The sequence below is a fragment of the Woeseia oceani genome (assembly GCF_001677435.1).
Lineage (GTDB): Bacteria > Pseudomonadota > Gammaproteobacteria > Steroidobacterales > Woeseiaceae > Woeseia > Woeseia oceani.
The window spans coordinates 3,865,175-3,878,902 of record NZ_CP016268.1; the positions used below are offsets into that span (position 1 = coordinate 3,865,175).

11 protein-coding genes are annotated in these 13,728 nt (G+C 57.0%); 5 read left to right on the top strand and 6 right to left on the bottom strand.

Annotated elements, in window-relative coordinates:
* Nucleotides 1-41: 41 nt before the first annotated feature.
* Nucleotides 42-1,877: a tetratricopeptide repeat protein gene (locus tag BA177_RS17385; protein ID WP_068618336.1), complete on the top strand. Its 1,836-nt coding sequence runs from the start codon at nucleotides 42-44 to the stop codon at nucleotides 1,875-1,877.
* 76 nt (nucleotides 1,878-1,953) lie between these two features.
* On the opposite strand, the gene BA177_RS17390 is transcribed toward BA177_RS17385, so the two are convergent.
* Together BA177_RS17390 and BA177_RS17395 are read right to left on the bottom strand one after the other, a co-directional pair.
* Nucleotides 1,954-2,631, bottom strand: coding sequence for a response regulator (locus tag BA177_RS17390; protein ID WP_068618338.1), 678 nt, complete (start codon nucleotides 2,629-2,631; stop codon nucleotides 1,954-1,956).
* Nucleotides 2,628-3,806: a sensor histidine kinase gene (locus BA177_RS17395; protein WP_068619601.1), complete on the bottom strand. Its 1,179-nt coding sequence runs from the start codon at nucleotides 3,804-3,806 to the stop codon at nucleotides 2,628-2,630. Before BA177_RS17395 ends, BA177_RS17390 begins: the two co-directional genes overlap by 4 nt.
* Before the next feature lie 317 nt (nucleotides 3,807-4,123).
* On the opposite strand from BA177_RS17395, the gene BA177_RS17400 reads away from it, so the two are divergent.
* Together BA177_RS17400 and BA177_RS18700 are read left to right on the top strand one after the other, a co-directional pair.
* On the top strand, nucleotides 4,124-4,498 hold the full coding sequence (locus tag BA177_RS17400) for a hypothetical protein (protein ID WP_068618340.1): 375 nt from the start codon (nucleotides 4,124-4,126) through the stop codon (nucleotides 4,496-4,498).
* An 11-nt stretch (nucleotides 4,499-4,509) separates the two neighbouring features.
* On the top strand, nucleotides 4,510-5,157 hold the full coding sequence (locus BA177_RS18700; protein WP_156762896.1) for a hypothetical protein: 648 nt from the start codon (nucleotides 4,510-4,512) through the stop codon (nucleotides 5,155-5,157).
* A 325-nt stretch (nucleotides 5,158-5,482) separates the two neighbouring features.
* Here BA177_RS18700 and BA177_RS17410 read toward each other — a convergent pair whose 3' ends face one another.
* Both BA177_RS17410 and BA177_RS17415 read right to left on the bottom strand, forming a co-directional pair.
* On the bottom strand, nucleotides 5,483-7,216 hold the full coding sequence (locus BA177_RS17410; RefSeq protein ID WP_082990227.1) for an AMP-binding protein: 1,734 nt from the start codon (nucleotides 7,214-7,216) through the stop codon (nucleotides 5,483-5,485).
* A gap of 116 nt (nucleotides 7,217-7,332) precedes the next feature.
* Complete coding sequence (locus BA177_RS17415) at nucleotides 7,333-9,414, bottom strand: TonB-dependent receptor domain-containing protein (protein ID WP_197493223.1); 2,082 nt, start codon at nucleotides 9,412-9,414, stop codon at nucleotides 7,333-7,335.
* Between the two features lie 215 nt (nucleotides 9,415-9,629).
* On the opposite strand from BA177_RS17415, the gene BA177_RS19040 reads away from it, so the two are divergent.
* The gene (locus BA177_RS19040) at nucleotides 9,630-9,752 is read left to right on the top strand and encodes a hypothetical protein (protein ID WP_257739161.1); all 123 of its coding nucleotides are present in this window, start codon (nucleotides 9,630-9,632) and stop codon (nucleotides 9,750-9,752) included.
* Nucleotides 9,753-10,258: 506 nt separating this feature from the next.
* Here BA177_RS19040 and BA177_RS17425 read toward each other — a convergent pair.
* Both BA177_RS17425 and BA177_RS17430 read right to left on the bottom strand, forming a co-directional pair.
* Nucleotides 10,259-11,500, bottom strand: a complete 1,242-nt coding sequence (locus BA177_RS17425; protein ID WP_068618346.1) for an aminotransferase-like domain-containing protein — start codon at nucleotides 11,498-11,500, stop codon at nucleotides 10,259-10,261.
* A gap of 145 nt (nucleotides 11,501-11,645) precedes the next feature.
* Complete coding sequence (locus tag BA177_RS17430; protein WP_068618348.1) at nucleotides 11,646-12,887, bottom strand: CynX/NimT family MFS transporter; 1,242 nt, start codon at nucleotides 12,885-12,887, stop codon at nucleotides 11,646-11,648.
* Nucleotides 12,888-13,209: 322 nt separating this feature from the next.
* Here BA177_RS17430 and BA177_RS17435 point away from each other — a divergent pair, with 322 nt between their 5' ends.
* Nucleotides 13,210-13,695 carry a DUF2165 family protein gene (locus tag BA177_RS17435; RefSeq protein WP_068618350.1) on the top strand — a complete coding sequence of 162 codons (486 nt, stop codon included), beginning with the start codon at nucleotides 13,210-13,212 and terminating at the stop codon, nucleotides 13,693-13,695.
* Nucleotides 13,696-13,728: the final 33 nt, after the last annotated feature.

Here is a 13,728-nt window from a genome sequence, read left to right on the forward strand (position 1 = left end):
CTGATTAAATCGGCGCGTTCACCCTGGGGTAGCGCCCGTCTATGTCTCTGTTTTCCGAGTTCAGCAAGAGGAATGTGTTCCGGGCAGGCGCCGCTTACCTGGTCACCGCCTGGCTGCTTACGCAGGTCGCGGAAACGCTGTTCCCCCTGTTCGGCTTCGGCGATACGCCCGCACGTATCGTCGTCATTGTGCTCGCGATCGGCTTTATACCTGCACTGATTCTGGCCTGGGCCTTTCGCCTGACACCGGAGGGCTTGCGTAAAGAATCGGACTTGGACGTCGCGCTTTCGCCCAAGGCCAGCCGGCGTCTCGACCGCATCATTATGATCGTGCTAACGATAGCCCTGTCAGTCATGGCACTGGACCGCTTTGTGCTTTCGCCAATGCGCGAAACGGCCCAGCGCGCCTTGATTGCAGATCAGTTATCGGAAGCGCGGCAACAAGCCAGGAACGAAGCGATGCAGACATCGATAGGCGACAAGTCCATCGTTGTTTTGCCCTTCATCAATATGAGCGACGATGCGCGGAACGAATTTTTCTCCGACGGTATCTCGGAAGAACTGCTGAACCTGCTGGCGAAAATTCCGAAGTTGCGTGTGATATCGCGGACATCGGCATTTTCTTACAAAGGCAAGGACGTAACGATAGCTCAGGTCGCTGCGGATCTGAACGTCAGCCACGTTCTTGAAGGTTCTGTACGTAAAGCGGGCGACCGGGTACGTATCACCGCGCAATTGATTGATGCACGCACTGATACGCACGTCTGGTCGGAAACATTTGATCGCCAGCTGGGCGATATTTTCGCCATTCAGGAAGAGATCGCTTCTTCGGTTTCCGAGCGCCTGACGCTGAGCTTGCTCGCAGACACGCCACGGCCCCGGAGCACCAACCCGCAAGCCTACGCGCTGTACCTGCAGGCGCGGTTTCTGGGGAATCAGGGCAGTACGGATGGCTACGCACAGGCAGTCACGCTATTGGAACAGGTACTGACACTGGACCCCGCGTACGCGAATGCCTGGGATGCACTTGCGGGTAACTATCTCAATCAGGCGAGCAAAGGCTTGCGGCCATGGAACGAAGGCTTCGAGCTGGCACGCAATGCGGCAGAGCGCGCGCTAGCCATCGACCCGTTGTACGCACCCGCCTATGCCCGCCTCGGCTGGGTCGCCCTGTTGCGCGACAGCAATCTCGCCGTGGCAGCACAACACTATCAACGCGCACTGGAACTGGGACCAACCAACGTGCGCACGATCGGTGACGCGGCCTCCGTACTCAAGAGCCTCGGACGCTTGGACGAATGCATCGCGCTTGATGAGTTTGTGGTGGCGCGCGATCCGGTGAATGCCATCGGCTACTTCAATTTGGGTGGCAGCTATTTGCACGCCGGACGGTATGACCAAGCGATCGCAACCTTGCGCACAGCATTGCAACTCAGCCCGAACCGCATCGGCGGTTATTACCAACTGGGTATTGCCCAGCTGCTCGCTGGCGACGCGGCGGAATCGATGGCAGCCATGCAACGCGAGCCGCTTGCGGTTCTGCAACTGCTTGGCAAGGTGCTGGCAAGCCACGCACTCGGTGAGTTTGATGTCGCGAATCAATTGCAGGCAGAACTGATCGAACAGCATGAGCAGGAAGCAGCGTACAACATCGCGTACGTGATGGCTTACCGCGGTCAAGTCGATTCAGCGTTCGAATTTCTGCAGCAGGCAGTGAGCAACGAAGACCCCGGACTCGCGGACGTCGTTACCGAACCGCTGTTTGCGAATCTGCACAGGGACCCACGCTGGTTGCCGTTCCTGCAGTCCATGGGCAAGGCACCTGCGCAGTTGAGCGCTATTGATTTTAGGATTCCGTTGCCGCTCAAATCAGAGTAGCCAACACTAGGTCTCGGTCCGAAAAAAGCAAACCGTGGCGGCAACGCCACGTTGATGAACAGTGGCACATCGATGATTAGTGACCCACATCGCGCTCACCAACCGTAATAAGCCCGCTCTCGTAGGCAAACACCACGGCTTGAGCGCGGTCGCGAAGTCCAAGCTTTCCAAGAACACTGGATACATGAGTTTTTACGGTTGCCGAACCGATAGTCAACTTCTGGGAAATTTCCGTGTTGTTGTAGCCGCGGGCCATCGCAATGAGCACCTCACGTTCGCGTTCGGTCAGCCGCTGCAATCGGGATGCGACTTGGGTGTCCACTTCCAGCTGTTCCGTGAAGCGGGCCACAAGCCGCTGCGTGATTGACGGTGCGAGCAAGGCCCCGCCGTCGGCAACAGTGCGAACTGCGAGTACTAACTGTTCCGGCGGGATGTCTTTTAGCACGAATCCGCTCGCGCCGGCACGTAACGCTTTATAGACGTACTCATCGGGATCAAACGTTGTCAGGATCACTACACGAACAGGCCAGTCCGCTGCAGCCAGAATACGCGACGTCGCCTCAAGCCCATCCATCTCCGGCATTCGGATGTCCATAAGAATGACGTCCGGGCGATACTGCTCAGCGGCTACGATAGCCTCAAGCCCGGTGCCCGCTTCGGCGACGACATCTATGTCTTGCTGGTGCCCCAACACGAGCGCGAACCCACCGCGCACCAGCGCCTGATCGTCAACAACGGCTACACGAATACTCACATCAATCGCTCCTTGATCGGTAAATGCGCAAGGACGGCGAAGCTTTCCGCCGGCTGCGGGCCAGCCGTCAGCGTGCCGCCCAGCAAGTTTGCACGCTCAGTCATTCCGGCAATTCCATGGCCAGATTCGGGCAACACTGCAGAGTTGCAGCCGTCGTTCCACACGTGAATATCGACACCAACATCTGACACTCTTACCCTGACCCTAGCTCGAGCCTTGATACCTGCGTGTTTAAGGACGTTGGTCAATGACTCCTGCACTATACGGTAGGCCGACATCCCGACGCGCAACGGCAGCCCGTATACTTCGCCCTCGATATCCAGTTCGATAGACAAACCGGCTGCGCGGGATCTCTCTATGAGTGTTGTGAGGTCACTCAGATCGGGTTGCGGTCCCAGTTCGCTCGCACCGGATGCCGGCCTCAGCACCCCGAGCAGGTGTCGCAGTTCGTCCAGCGCCTGATGACCTGCCTGTTCGATCGCCTCAATTGCCTTTAAGGACGCAGATGGGTTGCTCGTCGCAACCGTTTTCGCCGCCCCTGCCTGAACCGTCATTAAGCTCACCTGGTGAGCAACAACGTCGTGCAGCTCACGGGCGATACGCGTTCGCTCCTGCTCGACGGCCCGCTGCGAATCAGCTTCTTTCTCACGCTCAAGTTGTGCTGCACGTTGGCGCAGCAGTGCAACGTATTCGCTACGGGCACGTACACGTTTGCCTGCATACCAGGTCAGAAAAGTTATCAAGGCCGAAGTAACGAATTCGGATGGCACCAGCGCGTCAACCGTTGGTGGACGCAGTGGCCATGAGTTCGCAAGAGTATCGACAGCTGCCAGGACTATCGCCATCGCGACGCCAAAGTAGCTCAGCTGCCGGTTGCTCGCATACCGACCTACGCTATACAACGAGACCATGATGGCAATCAGAGGGCCGTCAAAATAGCCGAAACTCATCGACAACGCCGAACAAACGAGGACGACGGTATGCGCTGTCAAAGGCAAAGAACGCCGCCACAACAACGCGATACTCCCCACGAAAAAAAGCAGCCAAGCTGACAGCGGCATCGTACTCAAAGAACCGCTGGCGCCGTTCTGGCCGGAGTGGAAGAGCCGCGCCAGTACGGTCGCCAGCAGAATGAGCAGGGCGAGCGCGGAATCTGCGACTCGCGGGCTACGCATCCAGTAGTCCGTCCATGGCTGGATCCCGCTTAGTTGATTTGGTGGCGATGAATGGTTTGCAGCAAACATCGCAGCAATATAGGGCATCCGGCGGCGGTTCGACACCCATCTATTGGTCGAAACCAGCCTCATCCTCTGGGGGGAGATATACCCGGCAACGGTGCTTAGTAACCAACCCTCCGATGGAGATTCCAATCGACCCCGCGGTTGATGGCTGTCAGGCAACGACGACCTAGAGTATGGCTCAGCACTACACAGAGTCCTGCCACATCGCTTGGCTCTGACTATATTCAACATCTATTGATAGGAAGAGAGGAATGAAAACAGTCGCTAATGCAATGGTGACTATTGCGGTGTTGGCCGCCAGCGGATGCGCCAGTACCGCGTACGAACCAATTGTCGATGGCCATCGAAATGAGAGCTATTCAACCGATCTGCGAGCTTGCCAAGAACTCGCTAACGAGCACCGAAATGTAGGCAAGGATGCAAGAGAAGGTGCCCTGCTCGGAGCTGGGTTGGGTGCACTGATCGGGCTTGCCGATGGCAGCTCGGATGATGTAAAGGATGCCATCGCCGGTGCGGTCATCGGTGCAGCTGTCATTGGCGGTGAAGCCATCTCCGAAGCTTATGACAAAAACCAATCAATTGTCGTCTCGTGCATGCAGGGTCGCGGTCATCGGGTTGTCGGGTGAGAAATCGCACAATGAAAACTGTCATGCTGAGAAGCGTAAACGTCTGTTTCATAGTATTGCTGGTCGCAACCCTTGTTGCCTCCGGAAACGACGGCGGTGGCAGCCCACGCGTCGCCACCGCGACGCAGGCGCGCCTGCAAGGAAACTGGGAACAACAAGGTTACGGCAGGTTGTTGACTGTTTCCGGAGGTCCAGTAGCAGCCTATGAATATACGGCGGAAACCTGTGTACAGCATGAAACTACGTCTCTGGGAGAGTACGTTGTCACGCTGGATCGGATAAGTGTTGAGAACACGACATTCGTACTGTGCAATGCCAAATTCGGGTTCGAAGAGCGTTTTACAAGAGCCGAACATCTGCCGTTGGTGTGCAATGCACCCATCAAGGCGGCGGCCACGGACATGTTTAATCATGTCTGGCATACGTTCACTCAGTTTTGCGCGTTCTTTGATCAACGCGACGTCGATTGGCTTGCACAGCTGCATGCCGTACGTGACTTGATTCATGATGATATGCCGGTCAATGAATTTCTGGATGCAATACTCCTGTTTTTTGATTCTGTTGACGATATACATGTATCAGGATCGCCAGACGGCGATAATCGATACTCACCTGGACCAACGAAAGGACTCCTTGGTCGACCTGCTAGCGGATCTTGATGCACAAACTGAAATGGAGGGCTTTGGCAGCTATGCCCTGCGTGAGTTGTCGTTCTTGGAGGTGAGTACGTGACCACGGGCGGCTTGACAAACGATGTCGTCCGCCGGGAAGAATCGCTAATGGTATTGGGTACTTATCCATCAGCGCGATGATTCTCCGGTTTGATCAGCCCATTGCAACACAGCTTTAGACATTGGCGCCAGAATGATCCCAGACCCACCTTAACCGCCGATCGCAACGTCGCGGATCAAGCAATCTGTGGGTCACGGATTTAAATCGCAGGGATAGTTGTGCGGATAGCTACAATCGGCAGCGGTGCAGTAATCAAGCTGTGTCGCTCTCCGCAAGTCCCAGGTCCACGATACTCTGTTCCCGCATGACGAACTTCTGAACTTTACCGGTTATGGTCATAGGGAAAGTGTCAACGAAACGTATGTATCGAGGAACTTTGAAGTGAGCGATCTGGCCCTTGCAGAACTCACGAATCTCACCTTCAGTGGCGGTTTCACCGGCTCGCAGTATGATCCATGCGCATAACTCTTCACCGAAACGCTGGTCGGGGACACCGATAATCTGGACATCCTGAACCTTGGGGTGGCGATAGAGAAACTCCTCCACTTCACGTGGATAGATATTCTCGCCGCCACGGATGACCATGTCCTTCTTGCGACCGACTATGTTGACGTAGCCTTCTGCGTCCATCGTTGCCAGGTCACCGGTATGCATCCAGCCGTCGCTATCTATTGCTTCTCCGGTTCTCTCTTCATCATCCCAGTAGCCTTTCATGACGGAGTAGCCGCGCGTACACAACTCACCGGTTGCACCATGTTCGACGGGACTACCGGACTCATCAAGAACCTGAACCTCCAGGTGCGGTTGGACACGGCCGACCGTAGACACTCGCCGATCCAGAGGATCATCAACCGCGCTTTGCGTTGAGACCGGTGAAGTTTCGGTCATTCCGTACGCGATTGTGATTTCGGTCATGTGCATCTGCGACTGAACCCGTTTCATCACCTCAACCGGACAAGGTGACCCAGCCATGATTCCGGTGCGCAAGGTGCTTAAATCAAACTCTGCGAATCGGGGATGATCCAGTTCGGCGATAAACATCGTAGGCACACCGTACAGTGCCGTACAACGCTCGCGCTGCACCGTTTCCAATACAGTCAACGGGTCAAAGGACTCGGCTGGATAAACCATAGTCGCACCGTGAGTCAGGCAACCCAGATTGCCCATCACCATGCCGAAACAATGATATAGCGGGACCGGAATGCACAGACAGTCTTTTTCTGTCAGGCGAATCGCTTCTGCCACAAAGAAGCCATTGTTGAGAATATTGCTGTGGGTGAGCGTGGCACCCTTGGGGTGGCCGGTAGTACCGGACGTGAACTGGATATTGATTGCGTCCGTTGGCGTCAATGAAGAACCGATGCTGGCCAGTTGGTCGCGACTTTCCTGACGGGCGAAGCCTGGTAACTCATCAAAGTTGAGCATACCTGCGGTGGCTTGTTCGCCGAGACGAATCAGCCAGCGCAAGTGCGGCAAATTTTCTGCCTGCAACTCGCCGGGCGCTGCCGTGTCAACTTCCGGCACGAGTTGTTTGATGATGGCGAGGTAATCGCTGGATTTCAGGGCCGGCGCCAGCACGAGGGCCTTGCACTGCACTTTGTTCAGTGCGTATTCCAGTTCTGACAAGCGGTAGGCCGGATTGATGTTGACCAGGACCAGCCCGGCCCGCGCGGTAGCGAATTGCGTCAGCGCCCATTCCGCGCAGTTCGGAGCCCATATGCCTACCCGGTCACCGGGCTCGAGACCCAGCGCCAGCAAACCTGCTGCAACGTCGTCACTGCGTCGTAACAGTTCACCCCATGACCAGCGAACTCCCTGATGCGCGACGATCAGTGCGTCACGATCAACGTATCGATACGCGGCATCGGCCAATGCCTCACCGATAGTTTGTGTCAGCAGTGGCGGCGAATTGACACCGCGCGCACGTGAGAGTCGTGGGTCGATTTCGAGCACCGGCGTAGCTCCTGCCTCATCTGAGACGATCATATACGAACTTTTCGTCCATATTTAATTTTTTACTAAACGTGCGGCAGCAATGCAAGAACCATGCGGTTCGTGCGGAGGGAAAAACCGGCGGGGCTCATCGAGCCCCGCCTTAGCGCTCAGAAGCTCGCGATGACTCCAATACTCATGGTTCGTTCGGCGCCGTACAGACGCTGACCGAAGGGAATATCGGAACCGCCGGCACGGTTGATGCCGACGAGATGATCCTGATAGGTCTCGTCAAACAGATTGTCGAGACGGGCTTCAAAGCGCAAAGCCTCGCTCGGCTCCCAGAAAAACGCGAGATTGACGACTTCGTAACCGGCTGTGGCCTGCTCGCTGTTGTACTGTGAAACCCGGTCCTGCTTGGCGTAAATGACAACCTCCGGTTTTATCCGCCAGGCATCGGCCGCATAACTCAGCCCGATACTGCCATTCAGCGGCGCGAGTCGGTACAGATTGTCATCGAGGTCGGTTCGCTCACCGCGCACGTAACTGACGATACCGTCCAACGACCATCGTTCGGCCAGCGAGTATTGCCAGGCCATGTCACCGCCCCACAACTTCGCCTCCACGTTGGCATACATCAGCGGTGCGCTACCGCTCATCATCGTAGAAACCATGTTTGCCAACATGTTCGTCGACGGCACACCCTGAATGTAGTTGTTCACGTCACGGTAGAACAGCTGCGGGGAGACGCTGAAGCGCCCGGCATCGTGGCTGAACCCGACCACAACCTCGTTGGCGCGTTCAGGCACCAGGTTCATATCGCCGATATAGTTTCGCCCATCCGCGAGTCCTCCTGTGGCTTCCAAAGGAAGCCACAGGTACAGCTCCTGATAGGACGGCGCACGCGTCTTGGAACCAAGCTCAAAAGTCCACTCGGTACGCTCCGAACGACGGTACCGATACTTGAATACCGCATCCATGCGACCGTAGTCCTGCGACCTGTCCGAGGTATTGAACCTGTCAGCAAGTGTCATGAGATTGGTCAGCATGGGCTCCGGCATACCCATCGCATCAACCGTTCCGGCATTGGTCGAAATCGATTTATAACTAAGGCCCAACTCCAGTTGCGAGTTGTCACGTTGAGCGTTTACTTCGAGGTAGGCGCCAAGCACATCCCGCTCAACGTCATTGAAATTGCTTACGCGAAACATCGCCATGTTCGGATTGGTAATGGTAGCTCCGTGCTCAGCGAGTACGCCATCGAGTCCGACCCGAAGATCAAAGAGATCCAGGTCGTACAGCAATGCGATGCCGAATTGCGTGCCCTTACCTTCGGCGAGGTTTTGCCGCTGCTGCATGGCCGGCGGTGCCTGGCGCAGGCCAAAATTGTCCATCAGATGTTCGACATCGTTGTACGCATAACGTGCCTCCATCGACAGGGTCTCTGTCAGCGACCGTGACCATTGCAGCCCAACGAGGTCCGTCTTGATATAACGAATGTCCATTGGTAGTGCCGGGGTACCGGCGTCTTCGGTATCCAGCCGACCGGCGTACAGCAGAACCTCAGAAGCTGACGACGAATAGCCGTAGCTGAGATCGTAGCGTTCCCGATGCAGCTCGCTCGGGCGAATCTCACCCTCGGGTGTATCAATGGAACTGCCGTTGTCGAGCTCAGCCAGCATCGAAACGCGGTGACTCGCGTTCGCGAAAGTCAGCCGCCCAACCGACGTGCTTACATCGCCGTTGCTGGAATAGCGGGTACCCAGAGTTCCAGTGATACCAAATTCGTCACCGCCAAAGTCGCCACGCGCCAATCGGGTACCGATATAGCCGCCGATCGACTCGGGTGCTCGCGACACGCTTGCAATCCCGCGATCAACGACCAGCTCTTCGGTCAACATAGGTGACAAATAGGACAACGGTGTGTCCATCGCATTTGGTCCGCCACTGACGATACCGGTTTCGTCGATATCGACGGCGATCCGGTCGCCATACATACCCCGGTATTGGGCGATGCCGGTGATCAAGCCGTTGGAGTTCAGATTAGCGCCGGGAATGTCCTTGAGGACTCGTGCGGTATCTACCAGCATCTCCCGGTCGACCTCCACGCGAGTGGCTGTAGTGGTAACGGATCGGCCCAGCACCACGATCTCTTCGGGTGCAGCAGCGTCGTTGTTTGAGGTGCTCTGTGCGGCAGTTAACGCCGGCAAGAACACGCATGCAGCAGCGGCTGCAAGGTGCAGTGTATTCAATGTCTTGCTCCTGAAACGGAATCGCATCGCCGCGAATTCGTCGCAGCGACCAAGTGTTCTGAAGGTGATTCGTATCAGGCAGGAGGTGCGCGGCTTCGGTACTGTGCTTGATGAGACAAACGCAGCGATACATTGCTCGGCAATATGTACTGCAGCGGCGCGGGAACAACCGCGCTGTCTCCGATCGGGTCAATCGCCGCCGCGGAAGCCAGTAAATGGCCAAACGGGCACTCGTGCTCATCGTGGTCGTTATGACTTTGCTGATCAAGGAGCTGCAGATGCCCCGCGTGCGCCGCGTGGCTGGAAGCGTCCTCCGCGGTACCGCTCAGCGCCGTTAAAAACCCAGCGGGTACGTGCTCTGGACAAAGCTCGAACCAGGGGCCACTGCCGCTGGTTGACGGCATATAACCAGTTGGGATCGTGGCACGCAACAGGACCGCTGCGCACAACAGTAGTGTTAAAAGCAGCCGAATTGCAGATGAACGGGCCATGAGAGCCGGTCATTATAGTGCAAGCGAGACGAAAACACTTCTTCGGCAGCCTGGTAAGACTCATTTTGCGCAGGACTGCTGCGCCGCAGGTTCTGAAGTACGTCATCGAAGTGCTGCATAGTTTCCTGTGGTCGGGTACTGATCGACTGGAGACATTGGTTGCTCCTGGATCAACTTGGACTCCGACTTAAGTCGGCACCCAAAACTGCCATTGACGAACTCCCGGCGCATAAACGCCCAGAGCGCTTCGGGACAAGCGGTACACGGTATTCGTTGAGCGGCATAGTGTGCATGTTCCCACACATTTTCGAATAGCAACGACGTTACCGACAGAGCGGCAACGTCCTTGCTCGCTACAGCGTGCGCATAACTTGCGCCAGGCGCCGCACGCCTTCTTCAAGGCGCTCGGGACTGTTAAGCGTAAAGTTCACGCGAATCGCGCGCCGGTATTCAAGCTCCGGATCGAAAACGCTGCTCGGTGAGACGGTGACGCCGGCCTGCAACGCAACCTCAGACAGCCTGTCTGTATCAAGTTCCGGATTGCGGCTGACCGCCCACACGAACATGCCGCCCACCGGCACCTCCCATTCAAACCATTCGGAGAGATGTTCGGCCATGGCCGCACATAGCGCATCGCGTCTTTCGCGGTAAAGTGCGAGGATCGCCGGTCGCGAGCGTTCGATAATGCCATCTTGCATGGTTGCCAGCGCAATGTGCTGGGTAACACCGCTGGTGCACAAGTCGCTGCCCTGCTTTGCAATCGTCATTGCTTCGATCACATCGGGCGCCGCGATCACCCAGCCAACGCGTAATCCGGGAGCAATCTCTTTAGAGAGCGTGCCGAGATAAATCACAGGCCCGTCGTAGACACCGTTTGCGGGGTCCGTTGCGGCAAGGTCGAGCAGGCGCGGCAACGGCTTATCGTCGTAATACAGGGAACCGTAGGGGTCATCTTCGACCAGCCAGGTCCCGGTTTGCTGCGCCGCGGCAACCAGCGCCTTGCGCATCTCCAGGCTCACCAGCTTGCCGCTCGGGTTCGAGAAATTGGGAACGGTGTAAGCAAACTGAGCACCGGCCAGCCCGGCGACCGGGTCGAAAGCCTCGGCATTGAACATCAGCCTTCGGTATTCGGGTTCCCGCGGCCGCCAGGCGTCGATGGCGCCCAAATACGTTGGGAACTGTCCAGCCACCAGGTCACCACGTTCCAGAAAGATCTTGCCGACCAGATCCAGCCCCTGCATTCCTGAAGTAGTTACCAGCACATTCGCGCGCGACAGCCGAAGCGATGGCGTGCTGAAGCGCCGGGCCAGCTCGTCGCGGAAAGCAGGCAGCCCATCGATGGGCCCGTAGCCGAGCGTTTCGGCCGGAAACTCTGTCACCACGCGCTTCGCAATTTCGGCCACTTCGCCGGCCGGGAAGGTCTCTGCAGCAGGCAAGCCGCCCGCCATATTGATGAGCCCCGGGATGGAAGCTGCTGCGAGGAAACCCCGGGTGATTTCGTTGGTGGTCTCGAGCCAGTGTGCAAACTCGGGTCGCGCGCCGTCAGAATTGCGCTTTGGCGCACTGGCGGCTTTTCTGAGTATTGGTTTTTCCATGGTATTGCTGGTTATCCGTGCGGGCCTTTAGTAGCTGACAGAAGCCTGATATCACAACGCCCTTGAGTTAGCCAACGACGGTGCTTGATTGCCGCTCTTCACACGCAAGGAAATACGTCTCCGCCAAAGCACCGCTATCAACGCTTCAGTTGGGTCCTGCGCTTTTCTCCACCGCCTCAAGCACGTCGGCCGGTGGTTCCTTCGTTAACGGCGCACCGGTAACGACGCGGTCGCGTCCGGCCAACAGGCCGGCAACGCCCTGCACCAGTGTCGCGAACAGCAACAAGCCCATCGCGGCGTGCCAGCCGCCCGTCAGATCGTACAGTGCGCCGACGAGGACCGGGCCCAGTGTTGCCAGCAGATAGCCGCCAGTCTGCGCCATGCTTGAGAGTTGTGCAGCTTGTTGCCCATCGCGGCTGCGTAACACGATCAGAACCATCGACACACTGAATGCAGATCCGATCCCAATCCCGATCAAGGAAGACCACAGCAACGTTGCCGTGGCCGGCGCGAGCAACAGCCCGGCAACCCCCGCCGATGTCAGCAGGGATACTCCCAAAGCCAACAATCGCTGATCGCGCAAGCGCATCGCCAGAACCGGCATGAACAAGGCGGTGGGAATACCCAACAGCGTCAAAACCGACAGATGGCCGCCAGCAGCGGCACGACTCAAACCGGCATCGACCAGAACAGTGGGCAGCCATGCCGTCATCGAATAAAAACCAACGGACTGAAGCCCCATGAACACTGTGACTTGCCATGCAAGCGGATTCCGCCACAGACTGCCGTAGGGTGTGACCGGTACTTGTTGGCCCTTGCCACGCCGAAGGTGTACTGACCAGGCAACTGCAGCCAGCAATGCCGGCAAAGCCCACACCGTGGCCGGCACGCGCCAGCTGGCCGTTACCTCTGTCATTGGCACAGCGGCCACAGCCGCAAGCGTCGCGCCGCCGCTCATGGCAACCAGGTAGAGCCCGGTCATCAGACCAGTTCTCTCCGGGAAATGACGTTTGACGAAAGCCGGTAGCAATACGTTGGCGACCGCGATACCGCAACCGAGCGCAACGGTCCCCAGCATCAACGCAGGCATGGCGGGCAGAACGCGCAGTACGGTACCGATACTGATCAGCAGCGCACAGGCGAGCAACACCGGCTCGGAGTGGAATCGCAGACTCAAGCGCGGCGCAACCGGCGCCAGCAAGGCGAAACAGAGCACAGGTACGGCGATCAGCAACGACGCGCTGGACGCGGACAGCCCGTACTCCGCCTGAATATCGCTGACCAGCGGTGCAATCACGACCAGCACCGAACGCATGCAGAATGCGAGCAATAACAACGCCAGTGCGAGCCAGACGGATCGCGCCGGGTTTGAAGCGGGAACTTGCATGTAACTACTATCCGGAAAAGTGCGCCTCAGCTTTCGGCCAATGCGCTATCCACAGTGCTTGGGGAACACTGTTGTGAGCGCGACAGTTTAGTTGGTTTTGCTGCTGAAAATCGACTTTTGCGCAGCAGATAGCTCTGATATCCGGTGAAACAGACCCGAAGCATCGGGGCCATCGAGGTTTTCGCCACTGCTTTTTTGCAGCCTGAAGGCCTTTCTCTTTGGCCACGTTATTGTGGCGGCACTCAATCGACAAATCGAATGGCCCAAAGAACGCAGCGGTTGCTAGACTGACGGTCCCAATAATAACAATCGGGGAACACTCATGATTCGGATCATCAAGTCTGTGCTTGCCGCATTTGTTGCACTGTTCTGCCTGATGTACGCCCTGCAGAATATCGTGAACCTGAACGCCGCTTACGGCTTCGTCGCCGCGGTACTCACGATGAGTGATCACGCTGTTTACCCGTCGCACTTCGGACCGGCGATAACCTCGCCTGCTCTGATATGGGTTGCGTTGATCGTAATCATTGCTCTCGAAGTTCTTGCCGGACTTCTGGCTGCCAAAGGAGCAGTGGACCTGTGGCGAGCCCGTCGCGGTGACGCAGCGACATTCAATGGTGCGAAAACTTTCGCAATAGCCGGCTGTGGCGTCGCGCTGATCATCTGGTTCGGGCTATTCAGTACCTTTGGGGGCGCCTACTTTCAAATGTGGCAAACCCAACTCGGCACGGCATCGCTGGCGGGTGCATTTCAGTATTCGGTATTGAACGGTCTTGTATTACTGATTATTCAATCGGCCGACGAATAGTTTCACTTGCGTAAAAGGTGTCAGGTCTATTTT

Bases quoted from the DNA above. Each gene is read 5' to 3' on its own strand.
- BA177_RS17385 (WP_068618336.1), top strand. From the start codon at position 42: ATGTCTCTGTTTTCCGAGTTCAGCAAGAGGAATGTGTTCCGGGCAGGC.
- BA177_RS17395 (WP_068619601.1), bottom strand. From the start codon at position 3,806: ATGCGTAGCCCGCGAGTCGCAGATTCCGCGCTCGCCCTGCTCATTCTG.
- BA177_RS17400 (WP_068618340.1), top strand. From the start codon at position 4,124: ATGAAAACAGTCGCTAATGCAATGGTGACTATTGCGGTGTTGGCCGCC.
- BA177_RS18700 (WP_156762896.1), top strand. From the start codon at position 4,510: ATGAAAACTGTCATGCTGAGAAGCGTAAACGTCTGTTTCATAGTATTG.
- BA177_RS17410 (WP_082990227.1), bottom strand. From the start codon at position 7,216: ATGATCGTCTCAGATGAGGCAGGAGCTACGCCGGTGCTCGAAATCGAC.
- BA177_RS19040 (WP_257739161.1), top strand. From the start codon at position 9,630: ATGGCCAAACGGGCACTCGTGCTCATCGTGGTCGTTATGACTTTGCTG.
- BA177_RS17425 (WP_068618346.1), bottom strand. From the start codon at position 11,500: ATGGAAAAACCAATACTCAGAAAAGCCGCCAGTGCGCCAAAGCGCAAT.
- BA177_RS17430 (WP_068618348.1), bottom strand. From the start codon at position 12,887: ATGCAAGTTCCCGCTTCAAACCCGGCGCGATCCGTCTGGCTCGCACTG.
- BA177_RS17435 (WP_068618350.1), top strand. From the start codon at position 13,210: ATGATTCGGATCATCAAGTCTGTGCTTGCCGCATTTGTTGCACTGTTC.